This window comes from Rubritalea squalenifaciens DSM 18772 (genome assembly GCF_900141815.1).
Classification (GTDB): domain Bacteria; phylum Verrucomicrobiota; class Verrucomicrobiia; order Verrucomicrobiales; family Akkermansiaceae; genus Rubritalea; species Rubritalea squalenifaciens.
In genome coordinates, this window is the sequence record NZ_FQYR01000003.1 from 1 (window position 1) to 13,162 (window position 13,162).

Here is a 13,162-nt window from a genome sequence, read left to right on the forward strand (position 1 = left end):
CAGCAGCTTTTGCGCAGGAGGCTCGTCGCCGGGTACTACCGGGTATTCATCACGCTCGCGTTTGCGGTTCTGGACCCAGGTGGCGAAGGTCTGGTATTTGACGCCGTGAAGGGCGGCAAACTTCGTTCCTGACAGAGGGCTCTTTTCGAAGGTATCCAGCAGGGCCTCCCGATGTTTCTTGTCCAGACGAACCCGGCCGATGCAGTCGGTCTTAATGAGGGGATTTCCCGGCGAATTCGTAGACGTCATAGTTGTCATGCTATGACGTCTATGAAATCGACGTTACAACGGCGAAGCGCAAACCGAGGGTCGATGATTTAGCGCTTACGTTTCAGGTGGTAACTGCGGTAGAGAGGGTGTGAGAGGCGGTAACAATGAGACCTGCGAAGGGCTGCCCTCCGCCCGAGAGTACCTTGTCCAGGCAACCGTGGGCCCGGCTGGCGTGCCAGTCGTAGAGCACTCCGGCCTGTGGGCTGGTGTAGATCCAGAAGTAGCCCTGGCTGGTGCCGCGTAAGCGCTCAATAGAGGCCCCTTTGATTTAGCTTGGCGCAGATGTTGCAACGTCAGTTTTCATAAGAGTCGTATGTTGGTGACTACGGCACTTATGACTCAGGCTGCCTTGGCTGCCGCAGACCCGGCCTGCAGGAGGGCGATCCAGGCTTTCGGCAGCAGCTCGCGCAGGTTGTCCCGGCTGGTCATGCCGGGTATCGTAAGCGCTAAATCATCGACCCTCGGTGTGAGGGACGCTCAGCCTCCACGTTGGACGCGAAAAGTGACCGCCAGAACCATGATGGAAGTGGGCTTTGATGTTTAAGGCAGGCAAGGACGTAGATCGACTGCATTCCTGTTACCTTCGCCACGATCTCATCGGGGAACTTTGTTGCCTCGACGAAATTCCGTACAGATTGTTCAGGCGCGTCACGGTCTAGATGGAAGGGTACTCCATGCCCTGATTGAACGGGGCCTGAGATGATTTCGTCGAACCAGCTATGTGGAGGTAGCCAGCCCATGAGTTCGATAGCTGTGAAGTCCGCATTCTCGGGTGCGTCTCTGGTGAGCGAGATGATATGCTCCCTCATCAGTTGGCTGCCTTCCTCGGGGGAACTCAAGGAGAGGATCTCCGCCAACATCAGGAGCAAATAGCTTGGTAGCGATTCGGGACGGGCTGGCTCAATATCCACCAGAGATTCAAAAAGTGATTCCCATGAATTCCTGAAATCGATCCAGGGTAGATCACTGATTTTGAACTGCCTAAGTCTGAGTCGGGTGAGGGTCTCTTGCAGCCAATCGTCGATTTCTGTACCTTTGCCGACGGAACCCAAAGCGCGCCACACTAAGAACATCTCGATGTGTTGAATATCCAACATGGGACGACAACAGGCTGGGTTAGCGTTCCTGAATGCCTCTATCCAGTCAGTGCATTCACCGAGGTGTTTTTCGAGCAGTTCTAGCGCTTCCTTGTCGTCTATTTCGGTTAGCAACTCATGAGTCATCATTGAGAGTAGCCCAAGACGGCCCAGATGCCAGAATGCGAGGTATGAGCTGGCGGCATCATTTGCCAGACCGTCTTCGATCATCAGCGAATCTTCCGCCGCCAGATGGTGGGCGTTCTCCTGATAGAAGGTGTGTAGCGTGTCGAAGTAGAACTTGTATGTCACATCCATGACAACATCGCCCGCTTTCTTTTGGTCTTTTTCGGACACGCGCTTGCCAGTTTCCCAGACTGCAAGAACGGCCCATTCTATGAGATCAATCCATCCGATGATAGCTCCGCCCGTGGGTTCATCCTTGGCATCCTTTTTGAGATGATTCTTCAGGATAATCAAAAGGACTGGCACCATCCGCATTGATCGCTCGTCAGATGGCGAGGCGAGAACTGTCGCCAGGAAGGCTTTCCACTCTGGGATCAGTAACTCTCTCCAGTAGGGCGACATCGCATCAAATTCCTCAAGTTGGCCGCAAAGATAGGTGAACTTTCTGAAGAGGTTTTCCGGGAGGAGAGATGGGCTCATCAAGTGTTGTTCGACTAGCCCGGTCAGGGTCGTCAGGTTCCACCGCTCAAAACTCCTAATCGCGTTATCGCCGATTTTGGTGCCCATTCCGGAACAGAGGCGCTCGTAGTCTTCAATTCCTTCCTCGGCGTCATCTTTATTGTAAGCTAGTATCACGATTACCTCTGTTACATCTGCTAGTCGACTGTCCCGTAGATCAGGAAACGATGCTCGCTGGAGGTCTGAGGAAGTTCGTTCGTCGACGAATGTCCTTGATGTTAGCTTCTTCGCCTTGAGGACAAAGATGCGCAGTTTGGTGCGGTCCTCAGATAGGAATGCGAAGTCGATGCCGTGCTCGTTTTCTTTGATTGGTTGGGGTAGCTGATCACGTCCCTCTCGGAAATATGGGATGCGTATTGGTGTATTGCCTGCTTCCAATTCCAGCTGAGATATAACCCTGTCCAGCCCATAGCGGGGGCCTCTCTTTGTTGCCGCAGTCTCCTCACTCAGGCTGTGAAGATAGTTGCTGAGGTAATCTGTGTTGGACGCCGAACTCACGAGGTTTTCTCCTTTCTGCGCAGTGATGCGGCCAACAGATCCTGATGCTGCCTGATCGAGATGTTTTTAAGTTTTCTCCCGTCTGCATCGCTTATATCGAGTCGCGGGAATTCCATGCTGTTTGAAATGCTTTGGAAAGGGGTTGATGGCGTCAAGGCTCCATTGTAAAATGAACTAAAGCCCTCCGACCCGTATATAATCTTGGACGGCTTGAAGAATTTGAGCAGCGAACTTGCCTGTTTCATGCCGTCATTGATTGCCTTCGCTCTACGACGAGTGGTGACCCGTGCGGCTAGTCTGTGTCCCGGCACGATCATCTGACCGATTGGGCTCTTGGCGGCCTCGCGAAGACCGTCAAAGTAAGCGTCCACTTTGGCTATCACCGATTTCACCAAGTTCGAATTTTCCGCAGCTTCATTGAGCAGAGGCGCTGTAGACCCAGGCAGGTTGCATGCTTGATAGACCAATTCACCCGTATAAGCGATCTGGAGATCTTCTGATCCGCTTTCGATGCGCGGCAGAAGAGAAAGTAGGAAACGCATGGTGCCAGCTCCTTCCATGTAGATATGACGGGTCTCGAACATCGCTAAAGCAACGGATTCATCACAAAAGCAGCCAAGCACTTCATCATTAAACTTGTAGTCTGGACAGAGTTTCAGGAGTTGGAATCCGTATTGTCTGGCTGAACGCTCTGGGGAGAATATGTAGTCAGTGACCAACGTAGAGAGCGTGGCGAGGATGCCCCGCGACTCATCGCCCGAGTAGCCCGCTCTATTGGAAAACATCGACTCAAGAGCGTAGGGGTTTCGTTCGATTAGATCACTGCAAAGAGACTTAAATTGTTCCTCATCTGCTCTGTATATCGCCGCAGCTGTTTCTGCAACACGGGCCCAGATCCCTTTGTGTTCATCGGCTATCGGTTGGAGTTCGATTAAAAGGTGACTGAGTGGTAGCAGATTCTCCGGCGTGAAAGCATCGCCTTCGTTTCTCCAGCCTCGTGCGAGTGAGTCAGCTACAATATATTGCTCGACGGGGACAAGAGCTGAGAATTCCAAGCTCTTTAGCCATTCGGAGGCCAGGGATAAGCTGGTTGAATCGCATGGTCTGGAGAAGAGCACGCAGACAAGGCGAAGCCCGTCTTCCCGCTCATTGGCTAATGAGGGGTTTATGTCCCTAAACAACTTGCTGAGGATTGTAGAAGACGGGAGTGACAGGATGATGGTCGTGCGCCACGAGCGAACGAAGAGCGTGCGGTCTTCTGGGCGTCTGGATTGTCGGAATTTGTTGGAAGTGGCTTCGATGAATTCTGGCGCTGAATCCCGCAGAGTTCCCAAAGCCTGTGCTGCCAGTTCGATGCCTTTGTCATCCGCAGAATCACGCCATGCTAGAATCGCCTTAACTGCCCGTTGATGGTCAGCTTCGAACCATTTCTCGAAGTAGTCGAACAATGGACCGTTCGCCAAGTCTCCGCTGGCTTTCTCCAAGAGCCGAGGGAACCAGGATGTGGTGAATGTATCGGTAAGGGTAAGCAGGAGCGCTGTACCAGGAAACAAACGTAAGATCTGAAAGAATGTGCTCTGATCAACAGCTATTAGATTCTCAAGATGTCGGGATCTCTCTTCCTCTTCAAGCTGTGAAAGGTAATGGTTCCACAAGTTGCAAAGGAGTATGGAGGTGTCTGGATTCGCCGCCCCCAGCAGAAAGGTGAACCGGTAGAGCTCCTCGTAGGGTGATTCAGCCGTGAACAATAAAGCCCCGAATTGCTTCAAAAACTTGGGGTCGGATTCGCTCAACCCAAGGCCCTTGCTCGGTAAGTCTTTAGGGATCTGTTGTTGGCTCTTGGGATCCGCTAGATCGGACTCATTGATGAGCTTGATGAAGGCTGTGGTATCCATGGCTTACGGTTCGCCCCGGAAGGCGCGTTGTTGGAGGAAGGCGAAGAGTTCGCCTGATTCATTCTGCTGGTCCGATAATCGATCTGCTACCGTAGTGCATTGTTTTGCGATGCGGGCTCCATGATTAGCAGTATCCTTGATGAAACTCAACCTGTAATCTTTTCCAAACTATCAGTTCGTGAGCGTTTCATGAGAGATATATAGGGTGACACTGATAGTGTGATCCAATGAAAGAAAAACCAAAGAAGGTCTGGATATAGCAAAGCAAGAATTCATGAAGCTATACTTTGAATCAGAGGTGCAGGAAATTATCAGCATTCTTCATGAAGCTAAAAAAATGCCGCACCTCCCCGGAGGGAGGTACGGCATGGTGTCAGGGGGATAGGTTGTTTATTTACTAACACAATGCGTATTTGGCGTCGAACAGGCCTTGGAGGGCTTCTCCTCGTTTCACCTGTAGCTCGGGTGAAATCTTCTTCGTGGCTTCGGTGAAGGCGTTGAAGAGGCTCCAGGCGGTTCGACGTTCAAAACATTCGTGGTCGGGCTTGCGCCACTGGCCGACAACCTCCGGTATCTGTGAGTTGGTAATCGCCCCGGCATCTACGGCACGTACGATCAAGTCGTGTGCCTGTAGGTCGGTTACGCGCGACTGCTTGTAGAGCGATATGCGCTCGTCCATGCTCTGCAGCCTGTCTCCTAACTTTCCGATGGCCCGGTTGGTCAGGTGGCGCAGATCCCGGGCGGCGAAGCGAGTGTGCTTGCGCTGGATCTTCACCATCCCGGAGAACGCGAGATTGTCACAGATCATGACTCTCGTGCCTGCCACCAGGCCAGCCGGGAAGGTCTTGTCGTGCGAGTTCCTGATCCCGATCACCCAGCTGTAGTCCTCGTGGGTCGAGCCGTGCTTCGCCACTTCGATCACGCCGAAGTAACGTGCGCCTTCATGGCTGAGAGCGTGGGTCTCGGATAGGATCTCCAGTCCGCTGTCCCAGAGCTGGCTTTCCACTTCCTCCAGCAGGTGCCGGTGAGGCATGGGATACCAGGTGATGGTCGATGCCGGTGTGGGGATGCGGTAGACGTCACCCCGCTCCACGGTATTGGCTCCGCAGTGCAGCAGGAGGTTCGGGTTGGCGTTACGTCTGTGGTTGTCGATTTCGATAATGTTATTCATCGGTCTTCTTTCTCATGTTGATGGTTTTTGAAATGCGAAGAGCCGCGCTCCTGGGATGGAGTCGCGGCTCTTTCGCGTAGTCTTGTTTGTTATCCAAAAGGAAGGCGTGCTTCCTTGTACGTGGCTCAGCGGTTTCTGCGGTCGATCTTCAGCAGCAGGTAGATGATCGCCAGCAAGGCGAGTACTACCACCCACAGGTCCTTGATGATCCACAGGATGAGCGCGATGTAACAGATACCAGCAAAGGCACTGTATGTGGGCGGCAGGCTGTTTCTCCTGCGGTGCCTTCTATTTCCCATGGCGGTCTCCTTTCTCTTTCATGATGGTGGCGATGCCCCGGATGAGGGCGACCGCGATCAGTGAAATGGCCAGCACCTTGATGCCTTCACCCAGCGGGTTGTAGTCCGGGGCCTGGATGATGACCTCACGCTGTACAGGAGGTTTCTTTTTCTCCTCCTGCTTGCAGCTGGTGAAAGCCAGAGACAGTGCAAGTACGGGTAGTAACAGCTTCATGCCGCCGCTCCTTTCCACGCCTTGCACTCGGCCAGGTACTCACACCCGGCACACATGAAGGAAGGCGAGCAGGTGTAGTCACCCGACTTCACCGCCTCCACATGTCTATGCATCAGTTCGATGGTGTTGGCTATCTCCTCGTCGGAGACTGGATCCATCCGGGTGACGTGCACTTTGGGAACCTTGGTCTTCACCAGATGGTGCAGCTCAAGACCACATTCCTTCTCACCCGTACAGTGACGGTAGAGGATGGCGTAGACTCCAAGCTGCGTACTGTGCACAAGCTTGGCACATCCGTCTGACGGTGACTTGGCCGCCGTCTTGTAGTCGACGATACGGCGGTCCCCATGCACGAGGTCGAGGATTCCCATCAGCGGAGGAAGTTCTTCCAGCTCGGCGTCGAGGCGTACCTCGATACCAGCTATGGAGTCATCCTCATTGATTAGGCTGGAAGAGACGTAGGCATCTATCAGAGCCCATGCCTTGTCCCGGATGTCGAGTGCCACCTCGTCGTCTTCCCAGTCGACCGGGTTCTTCTGCAACTCGCGGTCCCATGCTTCGTCCAGTACCAGTCTGAGTTCCTCGTACTGGTGTTTCTCGTTGCTCCAGCGCCAGTGGTTGAAACGCTGGAGCACGGCATGCACGACCTTGCCCAGGTGAAGGGCTGGCGTGCTCTGCGAGGGGATACGGGCGATGTAGCGAAAGTAGTGCTTCCTCCTGCACTGCTGCCAGCACGACAAGCGTGAGGCGGACAGGTACTCCAGTGCATGGGTTACATCCGGCACACGTTCTTCCACAGGCTTGGCAAGGGCGCTCATCGCGCTCCTCCTTTCCTCGCCTGCTTACGCGGGGCTGGGTATAGCTCGAAGAGCAGGTCGATCAGCCCGGACGCCTCCAGCTTGTTGAGCTGGTGCAGGGACTTGGCGAAGCGCTGGTCAGCCAGAAGCTCCACCTCTCCGGGATCGATGCGACGCTCGTCGATGATCTTGTTGATCAGGTCACGTTGCTTGGGCGAGCACACCCAGCTAGGCTGTTGCATGTTCACCACGTTAGCTGGCTGCTGTGTCTGCTGCTGAACTGGTGCTTGAGGAGTCACAGCGGAAGCAGTGTTGGTCTCCATACCGTAGTCACCCGGCGGGACGAACCCTGGCTGCAGTATCTGTTGGTCGACGTTTTGCTGGAGTGTCGCGTACAAGCGGGCGATCTCCTGCGGTATGTCGGCAGCGGATGAGATCTCCACCTCAATGGAGGCCGAGAACGAATGCGAAGAATAGCCGGGCAGCCCCAGCTTCTTCGAGTAGTTGGTGGTCAGGTTGATGGCCATCGTGTTGTTTCCTTTCTGGTTGGATTAAACGAAAAACACCGCATGACCAGATGGCCAGCGGCGTCGAGTAGAGTAGGAGCTACGCTCCCCCTATCGTTTATTTATAACACGGGGAGGATGGAAATTGCGGAGGCGGCTGATGAAGGTCATCGAGGCCGGCAGTGTGCTAATTTTGGGGTAGAGAGAACGTCGAAGTCCTCTCACATCAGCCCGGTAGCGAGGCTTCGACTGTCAGTTGAAGGTTGAATGGTCATGGCGAATTGAACTAGCGGCGGGGCAGGTGTTGAGAGCAATGTCTTGTTATGCCTTGGTTGTTTGTGGGCGCCGCCTGAGCAACCTGTGGAGCTCCGCAGTCTTGTGCTTCGTAGTGTCAATGGCTCCTCGATCCCCATCAATCCAGTAATCAAGCAGCCAGAACTCAGGTCCGATGTAGCAAAGCTCCTGCCACGCGGCCAAGAAATCAGAGAATGAGGGCGAGATCACGCTACTCTCATCATCGTCGTGAACGAGGTAGACCACCGGCGGATCTTCAGCATCTCTCTCAGGATCTAGACCGAGGCAGTCACCATTGCCGACATGCAGGAACACTGCGCATCTGCACCAAAGCTCCAAGCCTGCCTTGCCGACAACATCCGCCATGTATTCGTCGTCAGCGTCGGCACCCGAGTTGCCCGGATAGATCTGTTCAGCATGCTCGAATCGTGCTCCACCGTAAATATAATCGTTGTCCTCGAACACCTCGTTTAGGCTCGGTAGCTCGTCAGGCGACGGAGTCCAAACGTAGGGACAATTCACTCTAGCAGAGCCCTCACTCCAAAGTTGCCGCAAAGAAGCTGGCAATCCATTCGGCCAGCGGGCAGCCAGCTTATCAATCTGCTGCGACTCGAGTGGCGGATCAATCTCAATGGTGATGTCGATCTCGCCAGGTAGCATCCGGAGTCCTTCCGAAAACGCCCTCGCGCACTCAGTCCAGTCGTGGTAGTTCATAGCGAGGATTTCTTAGCATAACAGTATTAGATCACTTACCCGTTTTTAATATGCACTCGCAGGGATCGGCGGATTTGAGGTGATCGTTTTGGTTAAATTTCTTATGTAGGGTAAGGGATTGCGCAACATGGTGTCGAGTGTGGAATACTCGTTTTTTGGGTTAACATTTATCCCCATTATCATGACCTTTACTGTTGTCCAACAGACTCTGTTTGGAGCAGACAACGCACTTGAGGCTAGGTCATGAATGGGACGTCCGGGGGCATGTCGATGACATTTACCTTGATGGTTCTAGAATCTTGTCAGTCTATTCTTTCGCTGGAACAATGCCACTCTTTCCTCGCCACTTGCCGTGCTCAGAAATGGCGCGGAAGCGGAAGGTGGTGAATTTGTGGTGGAAGTCCTTATGTTTACGTTCGGCCATGGCATGCCGCTCTGCTCCCGGGCAAGAGTTCCTGCCGTGAACCATATCAGTCATCTCCCGCTGGGAACGCCATACAGAGATGGTGCTAAAGGTGCGGGGTGGGCGTACAGCAGCCATAGCCAGAGTCGTGCCAGGGTGGTCACGCACAAGTTCCTCCACAGGCTTCCCCCAATGGATGAAGCGGGAGAGTTGGGTAAGATTCAAGCGTGCCAGCGTAACCGCGACGATTGGCTGCTCCGGATCTGCATCTACCACCGCTGGGGGTAGGTCTTTGAAGTCAGAAAACTCCCCCCATTGGCGGAGAAACTCCAGCCGCACATGCCACCCCTCGGCCAACTTGCGCCCCAGCTTTGTTCCTGTCAGGTAATCATCCAGTGCCTGCTCACTCTCCCAAGAGGCGAATACCGCAAGCTTCCGCATCTGCAGGCGTGCCGGGGAAAGGATGGGCGAGCCCAATCTCATGGCCGCCATGCACTCCGCATGGAGCAGCCCGGCTGTATTCCGCCTGGTGGGAGGGCGCAGCATGACACCGAGCGTGGTCGCAGCTGTAGTCTCCAGAAGGTGTAGGCTAAAGATTTGCATTTCAGAATGAGTGACCTTTCAGGGAGGAGTGTGAAGGCGGACGCCCCCAAGCAAATGCTACAAAACCAAGCCCGACGTGGCCAAGCGCGTTTACGATTCCATGGTAGCGTACCATTTCAGGTATGTCGAAGACCGGTCTTCCCCAGGCCCACGCCAGCGCTGGCACCATCGTCACCAGTGGTACGCTGAGTGCCACGATCACTAGCCGTAACGGCCTGCAGGCGATGCGCACTGGCCGCCCAAATACAACAGCAATCCACTGTACCGTAAAGATCACCGCGTAGCTTGTCGCTGCGATCTCGTCACAGTAGCGATAACCAAGGATTCCGGCCGCTGTCACCAAATATGCCACCGGGTGGGCTAACAAAAGGAAGCGTAGAATGGCCAGTGCCCGCCTGCTGACTACCATGCGGCATGAAAGAGCTGTCACAGTTAGTGCACCGTAGCCTGCAAAGGCAAAGTGAGCTGCTGTTATCCATGTCCACGGCGCCCCAAATCCGAGAAGAGTGGACCCGCTGAGAAATACGCCCAGCCATACCAAACTACCGACAACGAAAATCCAAGCCGACGCTAGCGCCACCTCTTCCGGCAGCACCTTGGATCGCGAGAACGCTCGTCTTAGCAGGACTGAACCAACCGTGATCGCTACTACAGTAGGAATTACGAGTATGAGGAAGACAGCGGAGTAGCTCATGGAATAAACACTTGGACGACGGCTCTATCAGGCGGTTTTTCTACTACGTGCTAGCTTACTTGTGTTCTCAGGGGTTAGCCTTTAGGAATCAAGGATTCAACAGGTTTGGCACCTTTTTGTGTGTTTTCAGATTGCTTAACTAGCTGGGAAATCCACACCCTTAATTGATCAGAAACTTGGTCATCGGGAATGAAAAACATTCGAGTCTGCTGATGTCTTCCAGTTGGTTGTGATCTGCTAAAGGTCATTATCAAATGGCCCTTTGTAATATCGTTGTACCTAATATCTTCATACGACCACTTTTTAAAATCTTTGATTTCATGAGTGCCAGACCAGAGCTTTACAAAATCCTTAATATCTATGGGATTCGTTTTGGGCGGTTTCGTTGTACGGGTTGTTACATTTGCTTGATCCTTCAGCCTAAGGCTCTGAATCCATATATGCTTTTGTCCAACCTTGGTGCGATAGGCAATACAATGGGTGTAGTGATAATTATCCAATTTGGAATCCTCAGCTGAGACCAAGGAAGGGATGTATACCCCCAATAAGAGAAGGATGAAGCGCATATAAGAAATTGTTTGTAACCGCATATTTAGTGAGTGGTCCTACTATGTATACCATGCTCTACTCGTTGCTTTTGTCGAGGATATGGCTTCGCCAGACATCAAAGCTTTTCGTTTCGGTAACATCTAGGGCTACGACTTACTGTGCCTAGCTACCGGGAGGGCCTTGGCGGCAGTCAGCCCTTCATAGAGTTCCGCCACGGAGGTCTTGAGAGCTGCGGCTAACAGGAGCACCTCGGCGTCATTGAGCCGACGGATGCCATACTCGATTTTGGAGAGGGTTGCCCGGCTGATGTCCCAGCCTAGGCGGTTGCATGCACCTGCCAGCTGATCCTGAGTCATGCCAGCTTCGCTACGTATCTTGCTGATGCGTGTTCCTAGCAGGTTCTGGCTGGTGTTGTCGTTGGTCATTGCTCCGGAAATGGAGCTTGACCCTAACGTTTTATCTTGCTGCTATTGCTCCGATATAGGAGCATTTTAATCCCTCTGTAAAAATGAAAGTGATCGTAAGAAGTGTGGTAGTCGTCTTGAGTCTTATTGTGTTTGGAACCCAGATATCGTGTTCCAATGACAAGGAACTCAGGGAGCTAAGAAACGAAAAAGCGCAGCTACAAACAGAGCAGCGTACCTTGCTACAACAGAAGCAGAACCTGCAGTGGGAGTTCCAGCAGGTAGACCGACTCAGACGCCAAGCCTACAATGCTGGGGAGCGAGGTGGTGGTCAGTTTCTAGGAGGACTCGTGAATGATAATGCCGGTCAGGCTCTGGGGGGCCTGATAGATTCTGCCGCTGCAAGCCAGCAACAAGACAAGCATCAGGCACGTTGTTATGCGATACGGCAGCAGATTTTCCAAATCGACCAACGTTCTTATGTCATCAACGTTCAGATTGGTGAGATAGATAGGAAGATAGCCAACTTAAATTAGAAAGAACGGTTATGGCTGATGTTTACTATTACCTGGGGGCTGACAATGAGCCTGTCGGCCCGTTGCCCCTGACGGAGTTGGAGAGATTCACAGATCTCGGTGTGATCACAGGAGAGACACTGGTTGCCTGTGCAGGAGGTGATGATTGGCTGCCTCTTGATGAGGTAGTAGGCCTGAAGGAGCCCATGAAGGATGTACTGCCGTCCTTACCCCGGATGGATCAGACTGAAGGGGTGAAGACCGATCTTCCGGAAAGCCTGAAGCATGCGACCTGGAACTCCGACCCTTCGGCGGAGGCAAGCCGTGAGCAGCTCAAGTCGTTCGTCTCACTGAAATTCTGGAACAGTATCGAGAAATTCACCTTGGCTGGGGTAGCCAGTTTTCTTCTCCTGCATATTGTCTTGATGGGAGAAGGAATAATACCCGATGGGCTGCTGATACTGGGCATGCTGGTGACACTGGCGGTGTTTGGTATTATGGGGCTGATGCACATAGTGGTTTTCTTCAGGTGCTGGAGAAGCATCCCTGCGCAATTCAGGACGATGGGGCCAAGAAAAGCAGTGTACCCGCTTTTTATTCCGCTGTGGCATATATGGTGGTATTTTGTCAGTCTGCGAGGTCTGGTGAAAAGTATCGAGAGCTGGGAGAAGCACTGTGAAATAGAGTCGCAGGATGATTCACTACGACTAGCTACTGTCTGGGCGGCTCTGTGGGGGCTTACCTGCTATGTGTTCAGCTTTCTTCTGCGGTCGGAATGGCTTGCCAGTGCCTTGTACAACGCTGGTTGCATAGCGCTGATCTTTCTGGGATACCGGCTATTCAAGCCGCTGGTGTGGAGAATAAATACCTTGAGGGGAGAACCCATCCTGGAGGGTTCGTGGCTGGGGGCTCTGGTGGCAGGACAGGGTGCTGCCGAGAAAAAACGCACTGGAGTTGTCTCTGCTAGTGTGGTGATCACGCTGGCTGCTTTATTGGGAGTATTCCTGCCTAATTACGTGGAAGAGCCTCAGGCTCACGCGGCAGCTAATCCTCAAGTACAGATGCCGGAATACCAACTGCCAGAACAAGTGGCCGCTCCAGTCATCCCCCGGCAGGACAAGATCACAGAAGCCGATCTGATCCAGATACGCCTCCAGCTGGAACTCATGAGGGAGGAGATGAATGCCGTAAGGGCTAGGCTGGCTCAACTGGGTAGAAATTATTCCTATGCCAGTAGCCAGATAGAGGCCGACTACATCCAGAGGGAGATGAATCTCTGCCGCCAGAGGGAGACGCAGATATCGATGAAAGTGATCGAAGTCATGGCCTTTCTTGCCAAGCACTCCGACGAGCTGGAGTAGTTTTGTGGAGGTCTTTATACAGGCTTTTCAGGGCTGTTTCACTTCTCGGTAAAAAGTGAGACTAAACTTTGTTCTGTACTAGACCCAAAGTGAAACACGTAAGTCATTGTTATATCAACAGATTCGTGTTTTTGGATGTTTCATTTTTCCCGGAATAAGTGAAACATGCGTTAAGGGGTCACAGCGCATCACCC

At 53.0% G+C, this 13,162-nt stretch carries 15 protein-coding genes and 1 pseudogene; 3 read left to right on the plus strand and 13 right to left on the minus strand.

The features are described from left to right. Positions 1–249, minus strand: a pseudogene (locus tag BUB27_RS05380) (hypothetical protein); the annotation flags it as partial. 109 nt (positions 250–358) lie between these two features. Between BUB27_RS05380 and BUB27_RS18870 the strand changes: the two are divergent. Continuing rightward, positions 359–514 (plus strand): hypothetical protein, encoded by a 156-nt coding sequence (locus BUB27_RS18870; RefSeq protein ID WP_159434819.1) that lies wholly within the window; start codon positions 359–361, stop codon positions 512–514. Between the two features lie 202 nt (positions 515–716). Here the strand turns inward: BUB27_RS18870 and BUB27_RS05385 are convergent, their stop codons facing one another. The 12 genes from BUB27_RS05385 to BUB27_RS05435 form a co-directional block, all read right to left on the minus strand. Further along, positions 717–2,549, minus strand: a complete 1,833-nt coding sequence (locus BUB27_RS05385) for a hypothetical protein (protein ID WP_143158553.1) — start codon at positions 2,547–2,549, stop codon at positions 717–719. Next, entirely contained in the window at positions 2,546–4,444 is a 1,899-nt protein-coding gene (locus BUB27_RS05390) for a hypothetical protein (RefSeq protein ID WP_143158554.1), read from the minus strand. Before BUB27_RS05390 ends, BUB27_RS05385 begins: the two co-directional genes overlap by 4 nt. 397 nt (positions 4,445–4,841) lie before the next feature. Continuing rightward, positions 4,842–5,615 (minus strand): DUF932 domain-containing protein, encoded by a 774-nt coding sequence (locus tag BUB27_RS05395; RefSeq protein WP_143158555.1) that lies wholly within the window; start codon positions 5,613–5,615, stop codon positions 4,842–4,844. Positions 5,616–5,740: 125 nt separating this feature from the next. Further along, entirely contained in the window at positions 5,741–5,914 is a 174-nt protein-coding gene (locus BUB27_RS18875; protein WP_159434820.1) for a hypothetical protein, read from the minus strand. Continuing rightward, positions 5,904–6,128 carry a hypothetical protein gene (locus BUB27_RS05400; RefSeq protein WP_143158556.1) on the minus strand — a complete coding sequence of 75 codons (225 nt, stop codon included), beginning with the start codon at positions 6,126–6,128 and terminating at the stop codon, positions 5,904–5,906. The genes BUB27_RS18875 and BUB27_RS05400 overlap by 11 nt, the downstream gene beginning before the upstream one ends. After that, entirely contained in the window at positions 6,125–6,946 is an 822-nt protein-coding gene (locus BUB27_RS05405; RefSeq protein ID WP_143158557.1) for a PD-(D/E)XK nuclease family protein, read from the minus strand. Before BUB27_RS05405 ends, BUB27_RS05400 begins: the two co-directional genes overlap by 4 nt. Further along, positions 6,943–7,452, minus strand: a complete 510-nt coding sequence (locus BUB27_RS05410; RefSeq protein WP_143158558.1) for a hypothetical protein — start codon at positions 7,450–7,452, stop codon at positions 6,943–6,945. Before BUB27_RS05410 ends, BUB27_RS05405 begins: the two co-directional genes overlap by 4 nt. Positions 7,453–7,752: 300 nt before the next feature. Then, positions 7,753–8,439 carry an SMI1/KNR4 family protein gene (locus BUB27_RS05415; RefSeq protein ID WP_143158559.1) on the minus strand — a complete coding sequence of 229 codons (687 nt, stop codon included), beginning with the start codon at positions 8,437–8,439 and terminating at the stop codon, positions 7,753–7,755. Between the two features lie 307 nt (positions 8,440–8,746). After that, positions 8,747–9,445 carry a hypothetical protein gene (locus tag BUB27_RS05420; RefSeq protein WP_143158560.1) on the minus strand — a complete coding sequence of 233 codons (699 nt, stop codon included), beginning with the start codon at positions 9,443–9,445 and terminating at the stop codon, positions 8,747–8,749. A gap of 1 nt (position 9,446) precedes the next feature. After that, the gene (locus BUB27_RS05425) at positions 9,447–10,139 is read right to left on the minus strand and encodes a YndJ family transporter (RefSeq protein ID WP_143158561.1); all 693 of its coding nucleotides are present in this window, start codon (positions 10,137–10,139) and stop codon (positions 9,447–9,449) included. 74 nt (positions 10,140–10,213) lie between these two features. Then, positions 10,214–10,705, minus strand: coding sequence for a hypothetical protein (locus BUB27_RS05430; RefSeq protein ID WP_143158562.1), 492 nt, complete (start codon positions 10,703–10,705; stop codon positions 10,214–10,216). Positions 10,706–10,834: 129 nt separating this feature from the next. Next, on the minus strand, positions 10,835–11,113 hold the full coding sequence (locus BUB27_RS05435) for a helix-turn-helix domain-containing protein (RefSeq protein WP_143158563.1): 279 nt from the start codon (positions 11,111–11,113) through the stop codon (positions 10,835–10,837). 83 nt (positions 11,114–11,196) lie between these two features. Between BUB27_RS05435 and BUB27_RS05440 the strand changes: the two genes are divergently transcribed. Together BUB27_RS05440 and BUB27_RS05445 are read left to right on the plus strand one after the other, a co-directional pair. Beyond that, positions 11,197–11,628 carry a hypothetical protein gene (locus BUB27_RS05440; protein ID WP_143158564.1) on the plus strand — a complete coding sequence of 144 codons (432 nt, stop codon included), beginning with the start codon at positions 11,197–11,199 and terminating at the stop codon, positions 11,626–11,628. Between the two features lie 11 nt (positions 11,629–11,639). Then, complete coding sequence (locus tag BUB27_RS05445; protein WP_143158565.1) at positions 11,640–12,968, plus strand: DUF4339 domain-containing protein; 1,329 nt, start codon at positions 11,640–11,642, stop codon at positions 12,966–12,968. Positions 12,969–13,162: the final 194 nt, after the last annotated feature.

Bases quoted from the DNA above. Each gene is read 5' to 3' on its own strand.
- BUB27_RS18875 (WP_159434820.1), bottom strand. From the start codon at position 5,914: ATGGGAAATAGAAGGCACCGCAGGAGAAACAGCCTGCCGCCCACATAC.
- BUB27_RS05410 (WP_143158558.1), bottom strand. From the start codon at position 7,452: ATGGCCATCAACCTGACCACCAACTACTCGAAGAAGCTGGGGCTGCCC.
- BUB27_RS05435 (WP_143158563.1), bottom strand. From the start codon at position 11,113: ATGACCAACGACAACACCAGCCAGAACCTGCTAGGAACACGCATCAGC.
- BUB27_RS05425 (WP_143158561.1), bottom strand. From the start codon at position 10,139: ATGAGCTACTCCGCTGTCTTCCTCATACTCGTAATTCCTACTGTAGTA.
- BUB27_RS05430 (WP_143158562.1), bottom strand. From the start codon at position 10,705: ATGCGCTTCATCCTTCTCTTATTGGGGGTATACATCCCTTCCTTGGTC.
- BUB27_RS05415 (WP_143158559.1), bottom strand. From the start codon at position 8,439: ATGAACTACCACGACTGGACTGAGTGCGCGAGGGCGTTTTCGGAAGGA.
- BUB27_RS05390 (WP_143158554.1), bottom strand. From the start codon at position 4,444: ATGGATACCACAGCCTTCATCAAGCTCATCAATGAGTCCGATCTAGCG.
- BUB27_RS05420 (WP_143158560.1), bottom strand. From the start codon at position 9,445: ATGCAAATCTTTAGCCTACACCTTCTGGAGACTACAGCTGCGACCACG.
- BUB27_RS05440 (WP_143158564.1), top strand. From the start codon at position 11,197: ATGAAAGTGATCGTAAGAAGTGTGGTAGTCGTCTTGAGTCTTATTGTG.
- BUB27_RS05405 (WP_143158557.1), bottom strand. From the start codon at position 6,946: ATGAGCGCCCTTGCCAAGCCTGTGGAAGAACGTGTGCCGGATGTAACC.
- BUB27_RS05445 (WP_143158565.1), top strand. From the start codon at position 11,640: ATGGCTGATGTTTACTATTACCTGGGGGCTGACAATGAGCCTGTCGGC.
- BUB27_RS05395 (WP_143158555.1), bottom strand. From the start codon at position 5,615: ATGAATAACATTATCGAAATCGACAACCACAGACGTAACGCCAACCCG.
- BUB27_RS05400 (WP_143158556.1), bottom strand. From the start codon at position 6,128: ATGAAGCTGTTACTACCCGTACTTGCACTGTCTCTGGCTTTCACCAGC.